Genomic DNA, 21,553 nt, shown 5'->3' with positions numbered 1-21,553 from the left:
AATGCTGCATACAGAATACAAAAGACTTGATGCAGAATATTGGAAGACGTATGACGGGGGCCAAGGCGTGAAAACGGAGGAGCATCGAATGACGAGCAACGGAGCGGCCGAAGCGGTGGATAGCCGGCCTGTCATCGCCCTTGCCATGGGCGACCCGGCAGGGATCAGTCCGGAACTCACGGCGCGGCTGCTGGCGCTCGGGGATGTCCGAGAAGCGGCGCATGTCATTGCCATCGGTGATCGCCGCATTCTTGACGAAGGCGTCAAGGTGGCCGGCGTAACGCTCGATCTCGAAGCGGCCTCGCTCGAGACGCTCGACCGGGCCGGCACCGCGCGTCACGTCTTCGTCGATCTCAGGCATCTCGATCCGGCCGATGTGGTGCGCGGCCAGGCGACGCTTGCCGGCGGCACCTTCGCCACCCGGAATTTTCGCGCGGCGCTGGAGCTGGCGCATGCCGGCAAGGCCGACGCGGTCTGCTTCACGCCCTTCAACAAGAAGGCAATGCGCTTTGCCTATCCGGGCTATGACGACGAGATACGCTTCGTCGCCGACGTGCTTTCCTTCACCGGCAAGGTCCGCGAGTTCAATGTGCTTGAAAAAGTATGGAACGCCCGCGTCACCTCGCACATTCCGCTCAAGGACGTGGCGCGAAGCCTTTCGGTGGAAGGAATTGTTGCCGAACTCGAGCTCACCCGGGCCTGCCTCACGAACGCCGGCCATGACGAGGCGCGGATCGCGGTCGCGGGGCTGAACCCGCATGCCGGCGACGGCGGCAGCTTCGGCATGGAGGAGATCGACATCATCGAGCCGGCCGTCGCGAAGGCGAAGGCGCTCGGCTTCAACGTCGAGGGGCCGTTTCCGGCCGACACGGTGTTCGTGCGGGCGCTGAAGGAAGGCTTCCACGCGGTGCTGACCATGTATCACGACCAGGGCCAGATCGCCATGAAGCTGATGGGCTTCGACAAGGGCGTGACGATGATGGGCGGCCTGCCTTTCCCGCTCTGCACGCCGGCGCATGGCACGGCCTACGACATTGCCGGCAAGGGCATCGCCGATGTCGGCGCCAGCCGCGAAGCGATCCTGCTTGCGGCGCGCATGGCGAAGAAAAACCGGGGGCTCTCCGCCGCCGCCTGAATTCGCACGCTTTCAAGACATACCGGCGCCAGGGGAGGTTTTGCGCCGGATCCAACTCAACGGGAGGACAAGACATGAAGAAATCCGTTTCTATCGCATGCATGATCGCCGCCGCGCTCGGCGTGGCCGCGCCGGCCGCGGCCTTCGAGCCGAACCGCCCGGTGGAATTCGTCGTCACCGCCGGTCCCGGCGGCGGCACAGACATTTTCGCGCGCACGATTCAGGCGATCATCGCCAAATACGAACTGATGAAGTCGCCGGTGGTCGTCACCAACAAGGGCAGCGCCGGCGGAGCGGAGGGCTTCGTCTACACGGCCGGCTACAAGGGCGACGCCCACAAGCTCGCCTTCGGCACCAACAACGCCTATCTGCTGCCCGTTCGCGCCAAGGTGCCCTACAAGGCCGAGGACCTGACGCCGGTCGCAGCTCTTGCATCCGATGAATTCGTCCTCTGGGTCAACGGCAAGGCGGATTATGCCACTGCCGCAGATTTCGTCGCGAAGGCGAAGGAGGGCGGCTTAAAGATCGGTGGCAGCCAGTCGAAGGACGTCGACCAGATCCTGACCTCGATGATCAACGACGCGACCGGCGCCAAGATCAACTACATCCCGTTTAAGAGCGGCGGCGAGGCGGCGGTGCAGCTTGCCGGCGAGCATATCGACGCCAATGTCAACAATCCGAGCGAGAATCTCGGCCAGTGGCAGGCCGGCATGGTGAAGCCGCTCTGCGTCTTCAAGAGCGTGAAGCTTTCGAGCGACACGAAGGTCGCCGGCGACAAGGGCTGGGGCGATATCCCGACCTGCAAGGAGGCCGGCATTCCGATCGACAACTATTCCATGCCGCGCACCGTCTGGCTGCCGGGCGGCGTCGAGCCGGATGTCGTGCAGTTCTATGCGGATGTGATGCGCAAGGTTTCCGAGACGCCGGAATGGGCGAAGTATCTCGCCGATACGTCGCAGTCGCCCGTCTATCTGAGCGGTGACGAACTCAAGTCCGCGGTCGAGGTGGACGGCGCCGCCGTCAGCGAAGTGCTGAAGCGCGAAGGCTGGCTTGCCAACTAAGACTCAGGCGGGCGCCGGGAGCGGACATGCTCTCCGGCGCTCGGCGCCTGCCACCGCTTTCGAAAGGTTACGGTCATGAGTGAGAACAGTGCGAATGGGGTCTCCCGCTTCGCGGTCGAGCTTGGCGTCGCGGCGCTGACCGCCGCCTTTGGCGCCGCCGTCTGCTACGGTTCGCTCGATATCGGCGCCGGCTGGACCGAGATGGGGCCGGATGCGGGCTATTTCCCCTTCTATATCGGCCTTCTCATCGTCTTCGGCAGCCTCGTCAATATCGCCCACGCGTTCCTCAAGCACCGCGGCACCGGAGAGATCTTCCTCGATGCCGGGCGCGCCAAGGTTGTTGCTTCCTTCCTGCTGCCGCTCGTTGCCTTCGGCGCCGTTTCCGCCTGGCTCGGGCTCTATGTCGGGACGGCTCTCTATATCGCCGCGACGATGCTCTTCCAAGGGCGCTACAGATGGTGGATCGCCCTGCCGGCAGGGCTCGGCGTCTCGCTCGTCTTCTTCGTCGTCTTCGAAATCGGCTTCCAGGTTCCGCTGCTGAAGGGACCGGTCGAGGCCTGGTTCGGGATCTATTGACCCGGGCGAATGCATTGCCTGCGGGAGGAATGACATGGAAAATATCGGTCTTCTGATCGACGGCTTCGGCCACATCCTGAGCTGGAACCACATTCTGTTGATGATGGTGGGCGTGACGCTCGGCATTCTTGTCGGCGTGCTGCCGGGGCTCGGGGCACCGAACGGCGTGTCGCTGCTCTTGCCGCTCACCTTCTCGATGGAACCGATCTCGGCGATCATCCTGCTCTCCTGCATGTATTGGGGCGCGCTCTTCGGCGGCTCGACGACGTCGATCCTCTTCAACATCCCGGGCGAACCCTCCTCCGTCGCCACCACCTTCGACGGCTATCCGATGGCCAAGGCCGGACAGGCAAGCCGGGCGCTGACGCTCGCCTTCGTCTCGGCCGGCCTCGGGGCGCTGGCCGGCGTCGTGATGATCACGCTGCTTTCCGGCTGGGTCGCGAATTTCGCCCTCCGGTTTTCGTCGCCCGAATATTTCGCAGTTTATTTCCTCGCCTTTGCGAGCTTCATCTCGATGGGCGCGCAGTCGCCCTTCAAGACCCTCGTTTCGATGATGCTCGGCTTCGCGCTCGCCTCGATCGGCATGGACACGATCTCCGGCAATCTGCGGCTGACCTTCGACATTCCCGAACTCATAAAAGGCGTGAGCTTCTTGATCGCCGTCATGGGCCTCTTCGGCATCGGCGAACTGCTGCTGACGACCGAGGAAGGCCTGCGCTTCGAAGGCATCAAGGCGCGCGTCAAGCTCGCCGAGATCGGCCGCACGCTGATCGAGATCCCGCGCTACTGGCTGACCATCGCCCGCTCGACGATCATTGGCATCTGGATGGGCATCACGCCGGCCGGCCCGACCGCCGCGTCCTTCATGAGCTATGGCATCGCCCGCCGCTCGGCACGCGACAAGTCCCTGTTCGGCAAGGGCGATCCGCGCGGCGTCGTGGCGCCGGAAACCGCCGACCATTCGGCCGGCACCTCGGCGCTGCTGCCGATGCTGGCGCTTGGCGTGCCCGGTTCGGCGACCGCCGCGGTGATGATGGGCGGCCTGATGATATGGGGCCTGACGCCCGGTCCGATGCTCTTCACCGACCGGCCGGATTTCGTCTGGGGCCTGATCGCCTCGATGTATCTCGGCAATGTCGTCGCCGTGTTCCTGGTGATCGCGACCGTGCCGCTCTACGCTTCGATCCTGCGCGTGCCCTTCTCGATCATCGGTCCGATCATCGTCGCGGTGATCTTCTCGGGGGCCTATCAGGTCGCAAATTCCGTCTCCGACATTTTCCTGGTTATTGGTTTCGGCCTGCTCGGCTACGTTTTCAAGAAGCTCGATTATCCGCTGGCGCCGCTGGTTCTCGCCATGGTGCTTGGCGACAAGGCCGAGGATGCATTCCGCCAATCGATGCTGATGTCCGGCGGCAGCCTCAGCATTTTCTGGTCGAACGGGCTCGTTTCCGCGCTGATGGCGCTCGGCCTGGTGCTGCTTCTTTCCCCGCTTGCCTTCTGGCTGATAGGCAGCCTGCGCAAGCGCCGGCACGACGTCGCTCCGCATGGCGACGGCAACGCGGCAGCCTGAATGGGCCGCCGCAGAAACACCTGATCAAATCTCTCCAATCTCGAGGAGTTCGCCATGGCGCCACGCAAATGGAACCGTGACAACTGGCCGATCGCGGCCGCGATGATCCAGTACCCGAACATTTTGCCGGACGGCCGATCCGTGCAGGAGCAGTCGGTGGAGGAATGGGCCGCAACGCTTCACGATGTGGTCGACGCCGGCTTTACCGAGCTCGACCCGACCGACAGCTGGATCCGGCTCGCGGATCTGTCGCGTGATTGGCTGGAAGAATTCGTCGGTTTGACTCAATCCCTCGGCCTCGCGATCCCGGCGATCTCGACCTCGCGGCGCAGCCTGATCGATCCCGAGCATGGCGAGGAATATCTCGCCTATGGACACCGGGTCATCGAGACTGCGGCGGCAGTCGGCGCGGGCTCTGTTTCCTTCGGCTTCTTCGGTCCGCTGACGGAGGCGCAGAGACAAGTGCTGTGGTTCTGGACCGTCGATGGACTGAAGAACCCGGACGACGCGGCGACGTGGAAGACGGCGGTTTCGCGGGTCCGCGAGCTCGGCCGGCATGCGGAAGAGCTCGGCGTCGAGGTGTCCTTGGAAATGTACGAGGACACCTATCTCGGCACGGCCGACAGTTCGGTGCGCTTCGTCGAGGAGGTCGGGCTCCAAAATGTCGGCATCAACGCCGATCTCGGCAACCTCATCCGCCTGCATCGGCCGGTCGAGCATTGGCAGGAGATGATGGCAAAGGTTGCGCCCTTTGCTAAATATTGGCACGTCAAGAACTACAACCGCACGGAGGATGCGGCTTCGGGGCTCATCGTCACCCATCCGGCCCCGCTCGAATTCGGCGTCATCAATTACCGCTCGGCGATCCGCATGGCCCTGGCGCACGGCTTCGAAAGCCCCTTCCTCTGCGAGCATTATGGCGGCGACGGGCTTTCCGTCAGCGCCGCCAACCGCGATTATCTGAGGCGCATCCTGCCTCGCGAACAGGGACATTAAAGCGATGACGACGATCTTTGACGCTCCGGAAGATTTTGCCACGACTGCGCTTGCCGGTTTCGCAGCGATCTATGCCCGTAATGTCCGCCTGGTGAAGGGCGGCGTGGTGCGCTCCACCAAAGTGCCTAAGGGCAAGGTGGCCGTGGTGATCGGCGGCGGCTCCGGCCACTATCCGGCCTTTGCCGGCTATGTCGGTCCGGGCCTCGCGGATGCGGCGGTTGCCGGCGACGTTTTCGCCTCCCCGTCGACGGCCGCCGTCGCCCGGGTCTGCCGCCATGCGAACCAGGGCGGCGGGGTGCTGCTCGGCTTCGGCAACTATGCCGGCGACGTGTTGAACTTCGGGGTTGCGGCCGAGCGCCTGCGCGCTGAAGGCATCGACGTGCGCTTCGTGCCGGTGACCGACGACGTGGCGAGCGCTTCGGTGGAAACGCCGGCCAAGCGCCGCGGCATTGCTGGCGACCTCGTCGTCTTCAAGATCACCGGCGCCGCCGCCGAGGCGGGAAAATCGCTCGACGAGGTGGAACGGCTGGCGCGCCTTGCCAATGAACGGACCGTGTCGTTCGGCGTCGCCTTCGGCGGCTGCACCCTGCCGGGCGCCGCCGGACCGCTCTTCACCGTCCCTAAGGGACAGATGGCGCTTGGCCTCGGCATTCACGGCGAGCCCGGCATCAGCGAGGAGACGATCTCCTCCGCCAGCGACCTCGCGAAATTGCTGATCGGGAAGCTGCTGGCCGAGCGGCCGGCCGGCACCCGCAAGGTCGCCGCGGTGCTGAACGGCCTCGGTTCGACCAAGTACGAGGAGCTCTTCGTGTTGTGGACGGCGATTGCCAAGGAACTGGCGGGGGCGGGGCTGGAAATCGTCGACCCGGAATGCGGCGAATTCGTCACCAGCCTCGACATGCAGGGCTGCTCGCTGACGCTTCTCTGGCTCGACGAGGAGCTGGAAGTGCTGTGGCGCGCGCCCGCAGATGCGCCAGTGCTGCGCAAGGGCACGATCATCGCTGCCGAACCTGCGACGGACGACATCGTCGATGCGGAAGGGCCGCAGTCGTTCGGCGCCGCCTCGGAAGCTTCGAAGGAGAGCGGCAGGTGTATCGCCCGGCTGATCGGCAGTGTCGCTGAAGCGCTGAAGGCGGCGGAAGACGAACTCGGCCGGATCGACGCTATTGCCGGCGACGGCGACCATGGCCAGGGCATGCGGCGCGGCTCGGCCGCCGCGCTAGATGCTGCCAATGCAGCGGTTGCGGCGGGCGCCGGCGCGGCGAGCGTGCTGGCTGCCGCGGGCGACGCCTGGGCGGACCGCGCCGGCGGCACGTCCGGCGCGATCTGGGGGCTGGCGCTCAGGTCCTGGAGCAATGCCTTCTGCGATGACGAGAAGATCGGCGAAGCGGCGGTCGTCAAGGGTGCGCGTCTCGCTCTCGACGGCGTCACCCGGCTCGGTCGCGCCCGCGTCGGCGACAAGACGCTTGTCGATGCGCTTGTGCCTTTCGTCGACAGGCTAGAAAGGGAAGCTGCAGCCGGCAAGCCTCTCGTCGAGGCCTGGAAGGCGGCGGCAAAGGCCGCGCAGGACGCGGCCGAGGGAACATCCAGCCTGACGCCAAAGCTCGGGCGGGCGCGGCCGCTGGCGGAGAAGAGCATAGGTCATCCGGATGCCGGCGCGACCTCGCTGGCGCTGGTGGCGAGGGTTACGGGTGAGTTCTTGGGAGGCGTTGGCGACGTATGATTTCGATCGCCTCGCGCACCGGACGGCGGATTTGCCCCTCACCCTAACCCTCTCCTCGCAGGCGGGGCGAGGGGACTTAGCAGAGCGGTACCGCGAGTCCCCTTTGCCCCGATTGCGGGGAGAAGGTGGCGGCAGGCCGGATGAGGGGGGTCTGCATCATCCGTACCGCACCAGAAACTCATCCGCCGTCAGTTCGCGAAAATCATCCAACGCCCGGCGCAGCTTGGCGTGGTCCCAATCCCACCAGGCGAGGCGGTCCATGGCCTCGCCGATCTCGGCGGTGAAGCGCTGGCGGATCAGCTTGGCGGGGACGCCGCCGACGATCGTGTAGGGCGCAACGTCTTTCGAGACGACGGCGCCGGCGCCGATGACGGCGCCGTTGCCGACCTTGACGCCTGGCAGGATCGTGGCGCCATGGCCGATCCAGACGTCGTGGCCGATCGTCACCCGGTTCTGCCGGCGCCAGGCGAAGAGGTCGTGATCCGGCTCGGCGTCGTCCCAGTACATCGGCGCGCGATAGGTGAAATGATGCAGCGTCGCCCGCCAGGTCGGGTGGTTGGTGGCATTGATGCGCACGGCGGCGGCGATGTTGACGAACTTGCCGACCGTCGCGCACCAGATAGAGCCGTCCTGCATGACGTAGGAATAGTCGCCGAACTCGACCTCGTCGAGACGCGAACGCTCCTGGATCTCCGTGTAGCACCCAAGCTTCGAATTTGTGACGCTGGCGGTCGGATGGATGAAGGGTTCGAGACCAAGCTTATGGCTCATGCGGCGTGCTTCCTCGGCGAGAATTCGGAGACGTCGATGATGCGGTCGGCGACCGCGTCGCGGACTTCGGCGTCGTGGAAGATGCCGACCAGCGCCGTGCCTTGCGCCTTCTTCTCGGCGATCATCTCGACCACAACGGCGCGGTTCTTCGCATCGAGCGAGGCCGTTGGCTCGTCGAGCAGCAGGATTTTGTGATCGGTGATGAAGCCGCGGGCGATGTTGACGCGCTGCTGCTCGCCGCCGGAGAAAGTGGCGGGTGGTAGAGCCCACAGCTCCTGAGGCAGGTTGAGCTTCGAAAGCAGTTCTGCAGCGCGCTCCCTCGCCTCGGCGGCCGCACCCCCGCGCGCCTGCAAAGGTTCGGCGACGATGTCGAGGGCGGAGACGCGCGGCACGACGCGCAGGAACTGGCTGACATAGCCGAGCGTGGTGCGGCGCACTTCGAGCACGGTGCGCGGTTCGGCATCCGCGAGGTTCACGAGCCGGCCGTCATGCTCCATCAGGATCTGGCCACCGTCGACGCCGTAATTGCCGTAGAGCATCTTGAGGATCGAGCTCTTGCCGACGCCGGAAGGGCCGCCGAGCACGACGCATTCGCCGGTCTTCACCGAGAAGGAGACGTTGGCGACGACCGGCAGGCGTACGCCGTCGCGCAGGTGCATGGTGAAGCTCTTGGCGACTTCTGAAACGACTAGGGGAGTAGCCATGGATCACACCTGCAGGATCGAAGAGACGAGAAGCTGCGTATAGGGCTCGCGCGGGTCGTCGAGCACGCGGTCGGTCAGCCCCTGTTCGATGACCGTGCCGTCCTTCATCACCATCATCCGGTGCGAGAGGAGGCGGGCCACCGCGAGGTCGTGGGTGACGATGATCGCGGCCAGCCCGAGGTCGTGGACGAGGCCGCGCACCAGATCGAGGAGGCGCGCCTGAACCGAGACGTCGAGGCCGCCGGTTGGCTCGTCCATGAAGACGAGGCGGGGCGAGGTGACTAGATTGCGGGCGATCTGCAGGCGCTGGCGCATGCCGCCGGAAAAGGCGCGCGGCTGGTCGTCGATCCGGTCCTCGCCGATCTCGACGCGCCGTAGCCAGTCGCTGGCGCTGGCGCGGATATTGCCGTAGTGCCGGTCGCCGACCGCCATCAGCCGCTCGCCGACATTGGCGCCGGCCGAAACCGTCATCCTCAGCCCATCGGCAGGGTTCTGGTGCACGAAACCCCAATCGGTGCGCATCAGGAAGCGCCGCTCGGCCTCGCCCATATGGGCCAGATCGCGGTACTGGCCGTCGCGCATGTGGTATTCGATGATGCCGGAGCTCGGCATTAGCCGAGTCGAGAGGCAGGAAAGCAGCGTCGTCTTGCCAGAACCGGACTCGCCGACGACGGCGAGCACCTCGCCGGGATAGAGCTCGAAGGAGACATTGCGGCAGCCGATACGGCTTCCGTAGAACTTCGAGACGTCCTTGACCTTGAGAAGCGGCAGGGCGCTCATTCTGCGGGCTCCTTGCGTTCGTTCTGGGGGCGACCGAGCATGGCGCCGGCATGCCCATTCGCTTGCCGCTCCTCGCAATGGTCGGTGTCGGAGCAGACGAACATGCGCCCACCCTTGTCGTCGAGCACCACCTCGTCAAGATAGACGTTCTCCGCACCGCAGAGCGCGCAGGGCTTGTCGAATTTCTGGATCTCGAAAGGGTGGTCCTCGAAATCGAGGCTGACGACCTCGGTGAAGGGCGGCACCGCATAGATGCGTTTCTCGCGGCCGGCGCCGAAGAGCTGCAGCGCCTCCGACATGTGCATCTTCGGATTGTCGAATTTCGGCGTCGGCGAGGGGTCCATGACGTAGCGGCCCTCGACCTTGACCGGATAGGCATAGGTCGTGGCGATGTGGCCGTTGCGGGCGATGTCCTCGTAGAGCTTCACATGCATGAGGCCGTATTCTTCGAGCGCATGCATCTTGCGCGTCTCGGTCTCGCGTGGCTCCAGGAAGCGCAACGGTTCCGGGATCGGCACCTGGTAGACGAGCGTCTGGCCTTCTCGAAGCGGCTCCTCGGGAATGCGGTGGCGCGTTTGGATGATCGTCGCATCCGTCGTCTTGGTGGTGACGGCGATGTTAGCGACCTTCTGGAAGAAGGCGCGGATCGAGACGGCATTGGTGGTGTCGTCGGCGCCCTGGTCGATGACCTTCAAAACGTCATCGGGGCCAAGGATTGAGGCGGTGACCTGCACGCCGCCGGTGCCCCAGCCATAGGGCATCGGCATTTCGCGGGAGGCGAAGGGCACCTGGTAGCCGGGAATAGCGATCGCCTTGAGAATCGCCCGCCGGATCATCCGCTTCGTCTGTTCGTCGAGATAGGCGAAATTGTAGGTGGCAAGGTCGTTCATTCGGCGGCCTCCTTCATGCCGTCCGCTTGGCCGGCGTGGGCGGCCTTGTAGTCGCGGCGCATGCGCCGCACCAGGTCGAGCTCGGCCTGGAAATCGACGTAGTGCGGCAGCTTCAGATGCTCGACGAAGCCGGTCGCCTGGACGTTGTCGGCATGCGAGATGACGAATTCCTGGTCCTGGGCCGGGGCGACGATGTCCTCACTGAACTCGTCGGTCCGGAGCGCCCGGTCGACGAGCGACATCGACATGGCCTTCCGCTCGCTCTGGCCGAAAACGAGACCGTAGCCACGGGTGAATTGCGGCGGCTGTTTGGCCGAGCCCTTGAACTGGTTGACCATCTGGCATTCGGTTACGCGGATGGTGCCGAGCGAGACGGCGAAGCCGAGCTCCGGCAGATCAAGCTCGACCTCCACCTCGCCGATCCGGATCTCGCCGACGAAGGGATGGGTGCGGCCGTAGCCGCGCTGGGTGGAATAGGCGAGCGCCAAGAGAAAGCCTTCGTCGCCGCGGGCAAGGGCCTGCAGGCGCAGGTCGCGGGCCATCGGGAATTCCATCGGCTCTCGCGTCAGGTCGCCCGCCACATGACCATCGGGCATCTGGCCGTCGACTTCGATCAGGCCCTCGCCGTCGAGAATGTCCGAGACGCGCATGACCTGTTCGCCCGATGACTTCATCGCCGGCGCCGCGACCGGTTCGTCGCCGATGAGCGACGGGTCGAGCAGGCGGTGGGTGTAGTCGAAAGTGGGGCCGAGAAGCTGACCGCCGGGCAGGTCCTTGTAGGTGGCGGACACGCGCCGTTCGACCAGCATTCCGGCAGTGTCGATCGGCTCGGAATAGCCGAAGCGGGGGAGCGTGGTGCGATAGGCGCGCAGGATGAAGATCGCCTCTATCATGTCGCCGCGCGCTTGGCGCACGGCAAGTGCGGCGAGCGAGCGGTCGTAAAGCGAGGCCTCGGCCATGACGCGATCGACGGCCAGACCGAGCTGCTCGACCACCTGCTCGATGGTGATCGAGGGCAGCGAGCGGTCGCCGCGCCGGCGGTCGGCAAGCAGGCGATGCGCATTGGCGATGGCGGCTTCCCCGCCCTTCACGGCAACATACATGGATCAGAACTCCTTCGCCGAGAGCTTCGTCGTGCGCGGCAGGCAGAGCACCGCGTCGCCCGACGTCAGCACCAGATCGATGCCGCGTGGGAAGGCCGCCCGGTTGGCCGCCCAGAAGTCGAGAAAGACGTCCGGCAGGCCCTTCGGTGCGACGCCGATCTCAGTTTTGATGCCCGGCCCGCGAGCGACGAGCGCCTCACCGCCGGTCAGTGCCTCGATCTCGACCACCAGCGTCGTCGAGCGGTCGGGATATTCCTGGGTGCCGAGGGCGAACTGATCGAAGCCCGGCACCGCGGCCCCCTTCTCGACGAAGGCGAAACGCGCCTCGTCCTTGGCTTCGGTCAGGGCGGCGCCGGTATGGAAGGCGATCCATTGCGGCACCGAAGATTTGGCGAGCGCCGGTGAGAGCCAGACGGGGGTGTCGTGATCGCAGAGCGTCAGTGCCACGGCGCCGCTGGCGTTACCAAGAGGCGAGGGTGGTGACGATTGAGCCGAGAGGCGGCCGATAGTGCCCGGGCGGGCAAAACTGTCCATCAGGGTGCGGAACACGGATTGCGCCGCGAAGACGGGATCGGCGAAGGCGCCGGCATAGATCTGCGACTGCGTGCCCATCAATCCTCTCCCCGGACCATGGTGAAGAAATCGACGCGGGTCGCCGCCGTCTCCTCGGCTTTCCGCTGGTCTTGCCTATCGAGGCGGGCGGCGATCAGCCGGTGCAGCGCTTCGACCGCCGGACGGTGCGCATCGTGCTGGAAAAGGGCGTCGAAGATCGCCGCGTAGCGGGCGCGCTCCTTGTCGGTGCCGAGCATCTGCCCGTGGCCGACCTCGCCGGTCGAGAGCCGGACGGTGGCACGTGACACTGTCGCCTCGCCCAGGTTGAAAGGATCGCCGCCGCCGCCGATGCGGCCGCGCACCATGACGAGTCCGGTCTCCGGACCGCGGACCGGCGCCACGTCCGGCTTGTCGGCTATGGCTTCCCAGGCGGCCGTCAGTTCCGCAAGGGTAGCGCGGGCCAGAAGCCGCATGCCTTCCTTGCGATCCCACGCCTCTGAGGCTTCAAATCTCTGCTTGGCGTCCATTTGCTTCATCCAAATGTCTATTGATCTAGACAACTATACATCTTATACCATTCTCTAACGGTCGGAAATGACAGGCTTGTGACGGTGGCAAAAACGGCAGTGAGAAAAACGGTCGAGCGGCAAACGGGTGTGGCGCTCTGGCGGCAGATTGCCGACCGCATACGGCTGGCGATCAGTAATGGCGACTACGACACGACCGGAATGGTGCCGCCCGAAACGGCGCTGGCGCGCGACTTCGGCGTCAACCGCCATACGGTCCGCAGCGCGCTGGCGGCCCTTGCCGACGAAGGGCTGGTGCGCGCCGTGCAGGGGCGCGGCACGCTGATCGAGCGCAAGGAGCGGGTCACTTATCCGATCTCGCGGCGTACCCGCTTCTCGCAGGGGCTCGGCCGACAGGTGAGGGAGATCGGCACCCGGCTGCTGGCGCACGGCCAAGTGCCGGCGAGCGGCGAGATTGCCACGGCACTAGGTCTTGCTCCGAGTGCGATGCTCGTCGAGCTCCACACCGTCAGCAGCGGCGACGGCCGGCCGCTCTCCATGTCGGTCAGCTATTTTCCCGCCGACCGCTTTCCGCGGATGGCGGAGGAATATGCCCGTCTCGGCTCCGTGACCAAGGCCTTCGCCGCCCAGGGCGTCTACGATTATGTCCGCGCTTCCACCGAGATCGTCGCGCGACATGCGGAGGCGGAGGAGCTGACGCTGCTCCAGCTTTCACCCGGGGCGATCGTGCTGGAGGCCCAATCAGTCAATGCCGACCTCGAAGGCCGGCCGGTCGAATATTCGCGGACGCGTTTTGCAGCCGACCGGATGAAGCTCAGGGTCGAGACTTAGCGCCGCCCAACGACAGCTTGATGCGCATCGTTTGACCGGCGGCCAGTTTTTCTCGCTGCCGAACCTCCGCCTTCACCGGCAGCAGGAACGAACCCGAGGCCTTGTCGGGGAAGATCGACGTGGTCCATTCCGTCTTGCCCGTGCGTGCGATCACAGCCTCGCTACCCCAGCCGCGTTTTCCCGGTTCGGCCAGGAACTTGATCTGCCGTGCAATCTCCCCTGGCAGGGTGACGAAGTGCCAGCCGCCCTTGCCGGGATAGAGCCAGAGCTCGCCGTCGAAATCGAATTCGCCCATCTGTCTCAGTTACTCTCGCTTGCCGCCATTCCGTTAAATAAGGCCAAAACGCCGCATTTCCGACGCGTTTTTGCCGCATCACCTAAGCTTGCATCAGGATCCACGCATTGTCTTCTCTGGGGGAGAAACGAAATGGCGACGTGGCGACCCGATCCTTCCTTCTATCCATCCCCACGCATGGCCGCCAAGGCGCCGAAAGAGACGCTTGCCTATGTGGCGGCCTTCGACCCGGACCGGCAGCGGCCGGACGCAATCGCCGTCGTCGACCTCGACCCGGCATCCGCAAGCTATTCTCAGATCGTCGGGCAGGTCGACATGCCGAATGTCGGCGACGAGCTTCACCATTTCGGCTGGAACGCCTGCTCATCCTGCCTGTGCCCCAATGCGCCGCATCCGCATGTCGAGCGCCGCTACCTCGTCGTGCCCGGCTTGAGATCATCGCGGCTGCATATCATCGACACGAAGCCCGATCCACGCAAGCCTGAGATCGTCCGCGTCATCGAGCCCGAGGAAGTCGCCGAACGGGCCAACTATTCGCGGCTGCACACGATCCATTGCGGACCGGAGGGCATCTACGTCAACGCGCTCGCCGACCGTGACGGCAAGGCGCCAGGCGGCATCTTCCTGCTCGACCACGACAGTTTCGACGTGCTCGGCCAATGGGAAATGGACCGCGGCCCGCAGAAGCTCGCCTATGACTTCTGGTGGCATCTCGGCCACGACACGATGATCACCAGCGAATGGGGAACGCCCGATACGTTCGAAAACGGCCTCGTTCCGGAAGTGCTGCTCGGCTCCCAGTATGGCCGCCGGCTGCATTTCTGGGATCTGCATACGCGCAAGCACCTGCAGGAGATCGACTTCGGCGAGGAACATCAGCTCGTCTTCGAATTGCGCCCGGCCCATGATCCGACCAAGGCCCATGGTTTCGTCGGCTGCGTCATCAGCCTTAAGGACCTCTCCGCATCGATCTGGACCTGGTATCGCGAAGGCAACCAGTGGGCGGTGAAGAAGGTGATCGAGATACCCGCAGAGCCGGCCGATCCGGACCTCTTGCCGCCCTTGCTCAAGGGCTTCCAGGCCGTGCCGCCGCTCGTCACCGATATCGACCTCTCGATGGATGATCGCTTCCTCTACGTCTCCTGCTGGGGCACCGGAGACATGATCCAATACGACGTTTCTGATCCGCTTGCGCCGAAGGAGGCCGGACGGGTGCGGATCGGCGGAATCGTCGCGCGCGCGACGCATCCGAAGGCATCGAATGGCCGCTTGAACGGCGGGCCGCAGATGGTGGAGATCAGCCGCGACGGCAAGCGGGTCTACTTCACCAATTCGCTTTATGGCGCCATCGACCCGCAATTCTATCCGGAGGGTCTCGACGGCTGGATGGTGAAGCTCGATGTCGGCGACAATGGCGGGATTTCCTTCGACGGAAAATTCTTCGTCGACTGGCCGAAGGGCCACCGGCCGCATCAGGTTCGGCTCGAGGGTGGCGACTGTTCGTCGGATTCCTATTGCTATTCTTGAAGTGAGCAGAACGATGCTCGCCGGAGCGGATAATGGATTTCTGGCCCTGGCTCTCGCTTGCCGGTCTCGGCGCCTTTCACGGCGCCAATCCGGCGATGGGCTGGCTTTTCGCCGTGGCGCTCGGGCTGCATCGGCAAAGCGCCCGCACCGTCTGGCTCTCGCTTGTCCCGATCGCCCTCGGGCATGCCGTTTCCATTGGGACCGTGCTCGCCGCGATGGTCGCCTTCGGGGCGGTCATGGACCTGCGCGGCCTGCAGCTCGTTACCGCCGTCTTCATCCTGGGCTTTACCGGCTATCTTGCCATCTACGGACACCGTCATCGCGTCAGGGTCGGCATGCAAGCCGGCATGGCGGGGCTTGCGGCCTGGTCCTTCCTGATGGCCACGAGCCATGGCGCCGGACTGATGCTCGTGCCCGCGGTGCTTAGCCTCTGCCTTTCCGATCAGGCGGGGGTGGCCGGCACCACCGACTCGCTCTCGGTTTCCCTTGCTGCAATTGCCGTCCATACCGGCGCGATGCTCGCGGTGATCGCCGCGATTGCCCTGATGGTCTTTACCTGGCTTGGCCTTGCCGGATTGCGATCCGCATGGATCAATTTCGATCGGCTCTGGATCGCCGCACTCGGCGCAACCGGCATCATCCTCCTCGTCTGGTAAAGCGCATTCTGCCTACAACGACTTCACATAATCGATGTAGCCGCGGACATCGGCGGCCGGCTCGTTATAGGCGTCGCCAAGCGACGTCTCCATGGCCGCGACATAGGTCTTGGCCCAGTCCGGCAGGGAATAGTCGATCGCCGCTAGGAATTCGAGTGTCGCGGCAAGCCTGATATCCGCTATCGACGGGCTGTCGCCGCCGATGAACGGCTTGTCGCCTATGTAGAAAAGGCGGAAGACCTCGAGCGGTTCGGCAAGCGCCTCAGCGGCGGCCTGGCGGGCCCGCTCCTTGGTTTCCGCATCCGCCTCGCTGAAGCCGACTTCGCCCGGATATTGCGGGAAATTGAGAGCCGGGTAGGTGGCGCGGGCCAGATAAGGATAGAAGGTGCCGATCAGGTAGAACATGGCGCTATCGATCATTGCGCGCGCTTCCGGGTCCTTCGGATAGAACCGATCGAGTCCATGCTTGTTGCAGAGATACTGCATGATCGCGCAGCTTTCCCAGAGCGCGCCCCTGGGCAGGTCCGCCGTTTCGATCATCGGCGTCAGATGCGACGGGGCGCGAGCCAGATATTCGGCGGAGCGGGTTTGTCCGTAGACGTCATGCTCGGCAAAATCGAGATTTGCCGCCCTTAGAAACACGCGCACCGTCATGTTGTTGACGCTGGGCTTGATCACGTTGAGCTTTATCGTTGCCATCTGCCTTCCTCCCTCTGCTTCCCTAAATTGATCCATATGGGTCCTTCGGCGCGCGGTCAGCCGAGAGCGTCGGCCGTACACTTTCGATCAGTGCCTCGATCGCATCGGCGAGATGCACCTCGGCGATGGCGTAGTCGCCGCGCGCCAGCCGGATGTTGTGCGCCTCCATCAGCACGTCGGCATGGGTGTGGCCGGCCGGCGGCTCGAAGCGGTAGGAGGCGAGCTCGACCAGGAGGCCGAGCGGGTCTTCGAAATAGATCGAGTCCATGAAGCCGCGATCCTTGACGCCGCTGTGGCGGATGTTGCGCTCATCGAGGCGCTCGACCGCCTGCTGGAACGTCGCCCGCGAGACGGCGAAGGCGATGTGATGCACGCAGCCGATATCGGTCGACGTCCGCTTCGGATCGGGCCTGCGGTTCTCGTCGGTGAAGACGGTGATCAGCCGCCCGTCGCCGGGATCGAAATAGAGATGGCTTTCCGAGGCCCGGTCGAGATTCGGCTGCTCGAAGATGAAGGGCATGCCGAGAATGCCCTCCCAGAAATCGATCGACGTCTGCCGGTCGGCGCCGACGAGCGTGATGTGATGGACCCCCTGCGATTGAAGCTTCCGCATTGCCGTCCTCCCTAATCTTCTTCCGCGGGTGAGCGCGGAAAGCCGCTTTCCTCATGCCGTTTGATGCTGCACCAGTTTCGACTTGTATTCGCTGCGCTGGAGAGTGCCCCAGGGCACCATTTTTATTCTTGTTGAAACGACGAGCACCTCACGGATACGCTTCTGGATTCTCTCGGCGAGCTCCGGGCTGCATTCGCCGACCCTGGCGAGTTCCACCGAAACTGGCAAGGGCGGCTTCTGTCGAGCACCCGCGGCCACCGGTGTTATCAGGATGGCGCCGCTGACGGCCGGGGCAAATTCGTTCACGACGTCGCGGATAGCCGAGGGAAACACGTTGACGCCGCGGACGATCAAAAGGTCGTCTGTCCGGCCGATGCAGCGCAGCCGCGGCGCCGTCCGTCCGCAGCGGCAGGGAGACGTCCACATCTCCACATGGTCACGCGTGCGGAACCTCAGCATCGGTGCCGCCTGATGGCGAAGATGGGTGAGCACCAGCTCGCCTTTCGCGCCGTCGGCAAGGGCTATCGGCGCTGCCGAATCGGGATCGATCAGCTCGGCGTGGACGAAGCCGCGGGCACCGAGATGCATACCGCATTGTTCCTCGCATTCGCCCCACAGCGACACGCCGATGTCACCGATGCCCATGGCCTCGGTGACCTTTGCGCCCCAGGCCTCCTCAAGGCGCGCCCTAAATTTAGGTTCGCCGCCCCCCGGTTCGCCGGCGACGAGCACCCGGCGGACGCTGGAGCCTTTGAGATCGAAGCCGCGGTCGGCGGCCCATTCGCTAAGATGGGCCGCATAGGACGGCGTCATCACCGCTGCCGAGGGCCTTAGGAGTCGGATGGCGGTCATCAGGCGTTCGGTGTTGCCGGTGCCGACCGGGATGTGGCACATGCCCAGCCGGTCGAAGGCGCCGAGTGCGGCGCCAGCAGCGAAGGGTCCGGCGTTGTAGGTCGAAACGATCGCCTCGCCTTGCCTGATCCCCGAGGCGGAATAGCTGCGCGCCGACGCCGTCACCCAATTGTCAAGATCCTGCGCCGTCAGCGGAATATAGCTCGGCGTCCCGGTCGTCCCGCTGGTGGAATAGATGCGGACAATCTGGTCCATAGGTGCGGCGACATGCGCACCCATCGGCTCTGCGTCACTGCAACTCGCCCGGATATCGCTCTTCTCGGTCAGCGGCAGATCGGCGATCGCATCGAGCCCGCCGATCATTTCGGCTGTGTCGAAACCCGCCTCGCCGAGCTTGCGCTGATAAAAACGCGAACGCGCCAGCAGGTATGCGATCTGCTTTCGGTAGAGCGCGTCATCCAACCGGATCTGGTCGCGCCAGGGCAGCGTCTCGACATCGGGCTCGAACATGATCAGCCGTCGCCCTTGTCGTTCTGGTAGGTGACAGCCGCTTCCGCATGCGCTGCCAAGGTGAAACCGATCGGGCGTTGCTGCTCCTCGGCGAGATGGGCAAGCAGGCCGCCGGCGCGGGCCAGCAGCGGCACCGCCTTGATCATCGCAACCGGAAAATCGAGATCGAGAAGCACGGCGGCGATCGGCATGGAAACGTTCATCACCAGGGGCTTGCCCCAGGCCTCGGCCGCAGCGGCGCGGAAGTTTCGCGCCATGCGGACATGCGGTCCGCTGACGCCGCGCGCGTCCGCGAGTTCGAGGATCCGTTCGGCGCGGGGATCGGTCGGGCGATGCACCGGGTGGCCGAATCCCGGCAGCTTTCCGCCGGCCCTACGGACGTCCTGCAGCATTGCGACGGCGACCAGCTTCGCCTCCTCGCCGGCTGCGACCCGGGCCTGCGCCTCGGCCAGAAGCTTGCCGCATCGCTCCGCTGTTCCGACCAGCACAGGGCCGCAGCCGAGAAGACCCGCCGCCAAGGCGCCCTGTAGGGAATCCGGGTCGGCGGCGAGCGTCATGCGCGCCGCCTGTACCGTCGGCATCATGCCGTGCTCGGCGATGCCAATGAGCAGCAGGTCGAGAAAGTAGCGCTGGTTATCCGTCGGCTCCCGCCCGGTCAGCAGCAGGTAGAAATACTCGGTAAAGCTCAGCCGTCCCATGAGGTCGCGGCAGAGATCGCGGCCGCGCACCTCAACGCTGTCCGCACTTGCCTGGCAAATGCGGGTGATCGCCTCGTAAGGTTTGCCGATCTGCATGCGGTTCCCTCTGGCGGTGTCTGCGGACGCTGTTGTCCGCGGGGCGCGCTACAGCGATGATAGTAGTTCAAAAAAAGCCGAGGTAAAGCGGCGCACGTTGCGCGCTCGGCGCGTGCAAAGGACGGCTCGCCTCGCGAGCCATCCTCGGAATGGCATCCTTGCCGATGGTCTTCAGACGTTGCGCCGCTTGCCTTCGATCAGGTCGAGCACCGCGCGCGCCGCATCGAGCACATGCGTGCCTGGCCCGAAGACGGCGGAGACGCCGTTCTCAATCAGATACTGATAGTCCTGTCGCGGGATGACGCCGCCGCAGACGACGATGATGTCCTTTCCGCCGCGCTTCTTCAGCGCTTCGGCGAGTTGCGGCATCAGCGTCCTGTGGCCGGCGGCGAGCGAGGAAACGCCGACGACGGTGACCTCCTCGGCAAGCGCCAGTTCGGCCGCCTCGTCCGGCGTCTGGAACAAGGGGCCGGCGACGACATCGAAGCCGATGTCGCCGAAGGCCGAGGCGATCACCTTGGCGCCGCGGTCGTGGCCGTCCTGGCCGAGCTTGGCGACCATGATCTTCGGCTTATGGCCAAGCCGTTTTGTGACCTCCCCGAGCCGTCCGGACAGCACGCCGAGCTCCGGGTCGCCCTCATAGGCCTTGCCGTAGATGTCGGTGACGACCTCGGGAATGGCTGCATGGTCGCCGAAGGCCTGCCGCATCGCGTCGGAGATTTCGCCGACGGTGGCGCGCGCCCGTGCCGCCTCGACCGCAGCGCCAAGCAGATTGCCCTTGCCGCTTCTTGCCACTTCGGCCAGCGTTTCCAGCATCTGCTTCACCTTCTGCGAGTCGCGGCGCCGCCTGGTTTCCTCGATCCGTTTGATCTGGGCCGTCCGGACGGCGGCGTTGTCGATCTGGAGAATGTCGATTGGTTCTTCGTTCTCGAGTCGATATTTGTTGACGCCGACGATGACCTCGTCGCCCCGGTCGACCGCCGCCTGGCGGCGGGTTGCCGCCTCTTCGATCAGCCGCTTCGGCAGGCCCGCATTGACCGCCTTGGTCATGCCGCCGAGCGCTTCCACTTCCTCGATCAGCGCCCAGGCCCTTTCGGCAAGCTCGTTCGTGAGACTCTCGACGTAGTAGGAGCCGGCGAGCGGGTCGACGACTTTCGTCACGCCCGTCTCGTGCTGCAGGATCAGTTGCGTGTTGCGGGCGATACGGGCGGAAAACTCGGTCGGCAGCGCAATCGCCTCGTCGAAGGAATTGGTATGCAGCGACTGCGTGCCGCCAAGCACGGCCGACATCGCCTCGAAGGCCGTGCGGATGATGTTGTTATAGGGATCCTGCTCGGCGAGCGAGACGCCGGAGGTCTGGCAATGGGTCCGGAGCATCAGCGAAGATGCCTTCGTCGGCTCGAACTCCTTCATGATCCGCGTCCAGAGAAGGCGCGCGGCGCGCAGCTTCGCGGCCTCCATGAAGAAGTTCATACCGATCGCGAAGAAGAAGGAGAGCCGGCCGGCGAAGTCGTCGACGTTCAGCCCCTTCGCGAGAGCCGCGCGCACATATTCGCGCCCGTCGGCCAGCGTGAAGGCAAGCTCCTGCACCAGCGTCGCGCCGGCCTCCTGCATATGATAGCCGGAGATCGAGATCGAGTTGAATTTCGGCATCTCCTTCGCCGTATATTCGATGATGTCGGCGCCGATCCGCATCGAGGGTTCCGGCGGGTAGATGTAAGTGTTGCGAACCATGAACTCCTTGAGAATGTCGTTCTGGATGGTCCCGGAGAGGTTCTCACGCGACACGCCCTGTTCCTCGCCGGCAACGATGAAGGAGGCGAGGATCGGGATCACCGCGCCGTTCATGGTCATCGAGACTGAGATTTTCTCGAGCGGGATGCCGTCGAACAGGATCTTCATGTCCTCGACCGAGTCGATTGCCACCCCCGCCTTGCCGACGTCGCCGACGACGCGGGGGTGGTCGCTGTCATAGCCACGATGGGTGGCGAGGTCGAAGGCGACCGAGACGCCCTGCTGGCCGGCGGCAAGCGCCTTGCGATAGAAGGCGTTCGAGGCTTCCGCCGTGGAGAAGCCGGCATATTGCCGGATCGTCCAGGGGCGGCCGGCATACATGGTGGCACGCGGGCCGCGCAGGAAGGGCTCGAAGCCTGGGAGCGAGTCGAGCACGCCGATGTCCGCGAGGTCGTCGCGCGTGTAGAGCGGTTTGACCTCGATGCCCTCCGGCGTATGCCAAGTGAGGCTTTCGGGGGAGGCCTTCAGCTCCTTCTCGGCGAGGGCTTCCCAGTCTTTGAGGTTTTTGTCAGGCATCGACGCCACTCCGTGCATATGCGTATTTCGCCGCATTTGAGGACACCCCCCCTCTGCCCTGCCGGGCATCTCCCCCTC

At 64.7% G+C, this 21,553-nt stretch carries 22 protein-coding genes; 9 read left to right on the top strand and 13 right to left on the bottom strand.

Annotated features, from left to right (window positions below):
• Positions 1-88: 88 nt before the first annotated feature.
• From CO664_RS14130 to CO664_RS14105, 6 genes are all read left to right on the top strand, one after another.
• The gene (locus CO664_RS14130) at positions 89-1,135 is read left to right on the top strand and encodes a 4-hydroxythreonine-4-phosphate dehydrogenase PdxA (RefSeq protein ID WP_097539213.1); all 1,047 of its coding nucleotides are present in this window, start codon (positions 89-91) and stop codon (positions 1,133-1,135) included.
• Between the two features lie 74 nt (positions 1,136-1,209).
• Positions 1,210-2,196, top strand: a complete 987-nt coding sequence (locus CO664_RS14125) for a tripartite tricarboxylate transporter substrate binding protein (protein ID WP_037418894.1) — start codon at positions 1,210-1,212, stop codon at positions 2,194-2,196.
• 75 nt (positions 2,197-2,271) lie between these two features.
• The gene (locus CO664_RS14120) at positions 2,272-2,772 is read left to right on the top strand and encodes a tripartite tricarboxylate transporter TctB family protein (RefSeq protein ID WP_037418912.1); all 501 of its coding nucleotides are present in this window, start codon (positions 2,272-2,274) and stop codon (positions 2,770-2,772) included.
• 34 nt (positions 2,773-2,806) lie between these two features.
• Complete coding sequence (locus CO664_RS14115; RefSeq protein ID WP_097539109.1) at positions 2,807-4,342, top strand: tripartite tricarboxylate transporter permease; 1,536 nt, start codon at positions 2,807-2,809, stop codon at positions 4,340-4,342.
• Positions 4,343-4,396: 54 nt separating this feature from the next.
• Positions 4,397-5,338: a sugar phosphate isomerase/epimerase family protein gene (locus tag CO664_RS14110; RefSeq protein ID WP_097539108.1), complete on the top strand. Its 942-nt coding sequence runs from the start codon at positions 4,397-4,399 to the stop codon at positions 5,336-5,338.
• Positions 5,339-5,342: 4 nt separating this feature from the next.
• Positions 5,343-7,061 carry a dihydroxyacetone kinase family protein gene (locus tag CO664_RS14105; RefSeq protein WP_097539107.1) on the top strand — a complete coding sequence of 573 codons (1,719 nt, stop codon included), beginning with the start codon at positions 5,343-5,345 and terminating at the stop codon, positions 7,059-7,061.
• A 156-nt stretch (positions 7,062-7,217) separates the two neighbouring features.
• Here CO664_RS14105 and CO664_RS14100 read toward each other — a convergent pair whose 3' ends face one another.
• The 7 genes from CO664_RS14100 to phnG are packed head-to-tail and all read right to left on the bottom strand — an operon-like array spanning position 7,218 to position 12,388.
• Positions 7,218-7,832 (bottom strand): DapH/DapD/GlmU-related protein, encoded by a 615-nt coding sequence (locus CO664_RS14100; protein ID WP_097525770.1) that lies wholly within the window; start codon positions 7,830-7,832, stop codon positions 7,218-7,220.
• Positions 7,829-8,536: a phosphonate C-P lyase system protein PhnL gene (gene phnL / locus CO664_RS14095; RefSeq protein ID WP_097525771.1), complete on the bottom strand. Its 708-nt coding sequence runs from the start codon at positions 8,534-8,536 to the stop codon at positions 7,829-7,831. The genes CO664_RS14100 and phnL overlap by 4 nt, the downstream gene beginning before the upstream one ends.
• Positions 8,537-8,539: 3 nt before the next feature.
• Complete coding sequence (gene phnK, locus CO664_RS14090) at positions 8,540-9,316, bottom strand: phosphonate C-P lyase system protein PhnK (RefSeq protein ID WP_095678063.1); 777 nt, start codon at positions 9,314-9,316, stop codon at positions 8,540-8,542.
• Positions 9,313-10,206: an alpha-D-ribose 1-methylphosphonate 5-phosphate C-P-lyase PhnJ gene (locus tag CO664_RS14085; protein WP_097525772.1), complete on the bottom strand. Its 894-nt coding sequence runs from the start codon at positions 10,204-10,206 to the stop codon at positions 9,313-9,315. The genes phnK and CO664_RS14085 overlap by 4 nt, the downstream gene beginning before the upstream one ends.
• Positions 10,203-11,309: a carbon-phosphorus lyase complex subunit PhnI gene (locus CO664_RS14080; protein ID WP_097539106.1), complete on the bottom strand. Its 1,107-nt coding sequence runs from the start codon at positions 11,307-11,309 to the stop codon at positions 10,203-10,205. Before CO664_RS14080 ends, CO664_RS14085 begins: the two co-directional genes overlap by 4 nt.
• 3 nt (positions 11,310-11,312) lie before the next feature.
• Positions 11,313-11,921: a phosphonate C-P lyase system protein PhnH gene (gene phnH / locus CO664_RS14075; RefSeq protein ID WP_097539105.1), complete on the bottom strand. Its 609-nt coding sequence runs from the start codon at positions 11,919-11,921 to the stop codon at positions 11,313-11,315.
• Positions 11,921-12,388: a phosphonate C-P lyase system protein PhnG gene (phnG, locus tag CO664_RS14070; RefSeq protein ID WP_097539104.1), complete on the bottom strand. Its 468-nt coding sequence runs from the start codon at positions 12,386-12,388 to the stop codon at positions 11,921-11,923. The genes phnH and phnG overlap by 1 nt, the downstream gene beginning before the upstream one ends.
• A gap of 84 nt (positions 12,389-12,472) precedes the next feature.
• On the opposite strand from phnG, the gene phnF reads away from it, so the two are divergent.
• Positions 12,473-13,219, top strand: coding sequence for a phosphonate metabolism transcriptional regulator PhnF (gene phnF, locus CO664_RS14065; protein ID WP_097539212.1), 747 nt, complete (start codon positions 12,473-12,475; stop codon positions 13,217-13,219).
• Here phnF and CO664_RS14060 read toward each other — a convergent pair.
• Positions 13,203-13,514, bottom strand: a complete 312-nt coding sequence (locus tag CO664_RS14060) for a DUF1905 domain-containing protein (protein ID WP_097539103.1) — start codon at positions 13,512-13,514, stop codon at positions 13,203-13,205. The two genes, phnF and CO664_RS14060, sit on opposite strands and share 17 nt — an antisense overlap.
• A 132-nt stretch (positions 13,515-13,646) precedes the next feature.
• On the opposite strand from CO664_RS14060, the gene CO664_RS14055 reads away from it, so the two are divergent.
• Together CO664_RS14055 and CO664_RS14050 are read left to right on the top strand one after the other, a co-directional pair.
• Complete coding sequence (locus CO664_RS14055) at positions 13,647-15,041, top strand: selenium-binding family protein (protein ID WP_097525777.1); 1,395 nt, start codon at positions 13,647-13,649, stop codon at positions 15,039-15,041.
• A 29-nt stretch (positions 15,042-15,070) separates the two neighbouring features.
• Positions 15,071-15,697 carry a hypothetical protein gene (locus CO664_RS14050; protein ID WP_083854019.1) on the top strand — a complete coding sequence of 209 codons (627 nt, stop codon included), beginning with the start codon at positions 15,071-15,073 and terminating at the stop codon, positions 15,695-15,697.
• A gap of 12 nt (positions 15,698-15,709) precedes the next feature.
• Here CO664_RS14050 and CO664_RS14045 read toward each other — a convergent pair whose 3' ends face one another.
• The 5 genes from CO664_RS14045 to scpA form a co-directional block, all read right to left on the bottom strand.
• Complete coding sequence (locus CO664_RS14045; RefSeq protein ID WP_037418940.1) at positions 15,710-16,396, bottom strand: glutathione S-transferase family protein; 687 nt, start codon at positions 16,394-16,396, stop codon at positions 15,710-15,712.
• Positions 16,397-16,418: 22 nt separating this feature from the next.
• Positions 16,419-17,009: a VOC family protein gene (locus CO664_RS14040; protein WP_097539102.1), complete on the bottom strand. Its 591-nt coding sequence runs from the start codon at positions 17,007-17,009 to the stop codon at positions 16,419-16,421.
• A 51-nt stretch (positions 17,010-17,060) separates the two neighbouring features.
• Complete coding sequence (locus tag CO664_RS14035) at positions 17,061-18,371, bottom strand: AMP-binding protein (RefSeq protein WP_176536579.1); 1,311 nt, start codon at positions 18,369-18,371, stop codon at positions 17,061-17,063.
• Positions 18,372-18,373: 2 nt separating this feature from the next.
• Entirely contained in the window at positions 18,374-19,165 is a 792-nt protein-coding gene (locus tag CO664_RS14030) for a citryl-CoA lyase (protein ID WP_097539100.1), read from the bottom strand.
• A 171-nt stretch (positions 19,166-19,336) separates the two neighbouring features.
• Positions 19,337-21,475, bottom strand: a complete 2,139-nt coding sequence (scpA, locus tag CO664_RS14025) for a methylmalonyl-CoA mutase (protein ID WP_097539211.1) — start codon at positions 21,473-21,475, stop codon at positions 19,337-19,339.
• Positions 21,476-21,553 lie beyond the last annotated feature (78 nt).

Source organism: Sinorhizobium sp. NG07B, from assembly GCF_002532005.1.
In the GTDB taxonomy this organism is placed as follows: Bacteria; Pseudomonadota; Alphaproteobacteria; order Rhizobiales; family Rhizobiaceae; genus Sinorhizobium; species Sinorhizobium fredii_C.
The sequence above is the reverse complement of the archived record's forward strand: the minus strand, read 5'-3'. Positions and strand labels throughout refer to the sequence as shown.

What these genes read in the sequence shown, in the direction of transcription:
- phnL (WP_097525771.1), bottom strand. Translation starts at nt 8,536, where the DNA reads ATGGCTACTCCCCTAGTCGTTTCAGAAGTCGCCAAGAGCTTCACCATG.
- CO664_RS14045 (WP_037418940.1), bottom strand. Translation starts at nt 16,396, where the DNA reads ATGGCAACGATAAAGCTCAACGTGATCAAGCCCAGCGTCAACAACATG.
- CO664_RS14085 (WP_097525772.1), bottom strand. Translation starts at nt 10,206, where the DNA reads ATGAACGACCTTGCCACCTACAATTTCGCCTATCTCGACGAACAGACG.
- phnH (WP_097539105.1), bottom strand. Translation starts at nt 11,921, where the DNA reads ATGGGCACGCAGTCGCAGATCTATGCCGGCGCCTTCGCCGATCCCGTC.
- phnG (WP_097539104.1), bottom strand. Translation starts at nt 12,388, where the DNA reads ATGGACGCCAAGCAGAGATTTGAAGCCTCAGAGGCGTGGGATCGCAAG.
- CO664_RS14125 (WP_037418894.1), top strand. Translation starts at nt 1,210, where the DNA reads ATGAAGAAATCCGTTTCTATCGCATGCATGATCGCCGCCGCGCTCGGC.
- CO664_RS14120 (WP_037418912.1), top strand. Translation starts at nt 2,272, where the DNA reads ATGAGTGAGAACAGTGCGAATGGGGTCTCCCGCTTCGCGGTCGAGCTT.
- CO664_RS14115 (WP_097539109.1), top strand. Translation starts at nt 2,807, where the DNA reads ATGGAAAATATCGGTCTTCTGATCGACGGCTTCGGCCACATCCTGAGC.
- CO664_RS14055 (WP_097525777.1), top strand. Translation starts at nt 13,647, where the DNA reads ATGGCGACGTGGCGACCCGATCCTTCCTTCTATCCATCCCCACGCATG.
- CO664_RS14060 (WP_097539103.1), bottom strand. Translation starts at nt 13,514, where the DNA reads ATGGGCGAATTCGATTTCGACGGCGAGCTCTGGCTCTATCCCGGCAAG.
- CO664_RS14030 (WP_097539100.1), bottom strand. Translation starts at nt 19,165, where the DNA reads ATGCAGATCGGCAAACCTTACGAGGCGATCACCCGCATTTGCCAGGCA.
- phnK (WP_095678063.1), bottom strand. Translation starts at nt 9,316, where the DNA reads ATGAGCGCCCTGCCGCTTCTCAAGGTCAAGGACGTCTCGAAGTTCTAC.
- CO664_RS14080 (WP_097539106.1), bottom strand. Translation starts at nt 11,309, where the DNA reads ATGTATGTTGCCGTGAAGGGCGGGGAAGCCGCCATCGCCAATGCGCAT.
- CO664_RS14040 (WP_097539102.1), bottom strand. Translation starts at nt 17,009, where the DNA reads ATGCGGAAGCTTCAATCGCAGGGGGTCCATCACATCACGCTCGTCGGC.
- CO664_RS14110 (WP_097539108.1), top strand. Translation starts at nt 4,397, where the DNA reads ATGGCGCCACGCAAATGGAACCGTGACAACTGGCCGATCGCGGCCGCG.
- CO664_RS14130 (WP_097539213.1), top strand. Translation starts at nt 89, where the DNA reads ATGACGAGCAACGGAGCGGCCGAAGCGGTGGATAGCCGGCCTGTCATC.
- CO664_RS14035 (WP_176536579.1), bottom strand. Translation starts at nt 18,371, where the DNA reads ATGTTCGAGCCCGATGTCGAGACGCTGCCCTGGCGCGACCAGATCCGG.
- CO664_RS14105 (WP_097539107.1), top strand. Translation starts at nt 5,343, where the DNA reads ATGACGACGATCTTTGACGCTCCGGAAGATTTTGCCACGACTGCGCTT.
- CO664_RS14100 (WP_097525770.1), bottom strand. Translation starts at nt 7,832, where the DNA reads ATGAGCCATAAGCTTGGTCTCGAACCCTTCATCCATCCGACCGCCAGC.
- scpA (WP_097539211.1), bottom strand. Translation starts at nt 21,475, where the DNA reads ATGCCTGACAAAAACCTCAAAGACTGGGAAGCCCTCGCCGAGAAGGAG.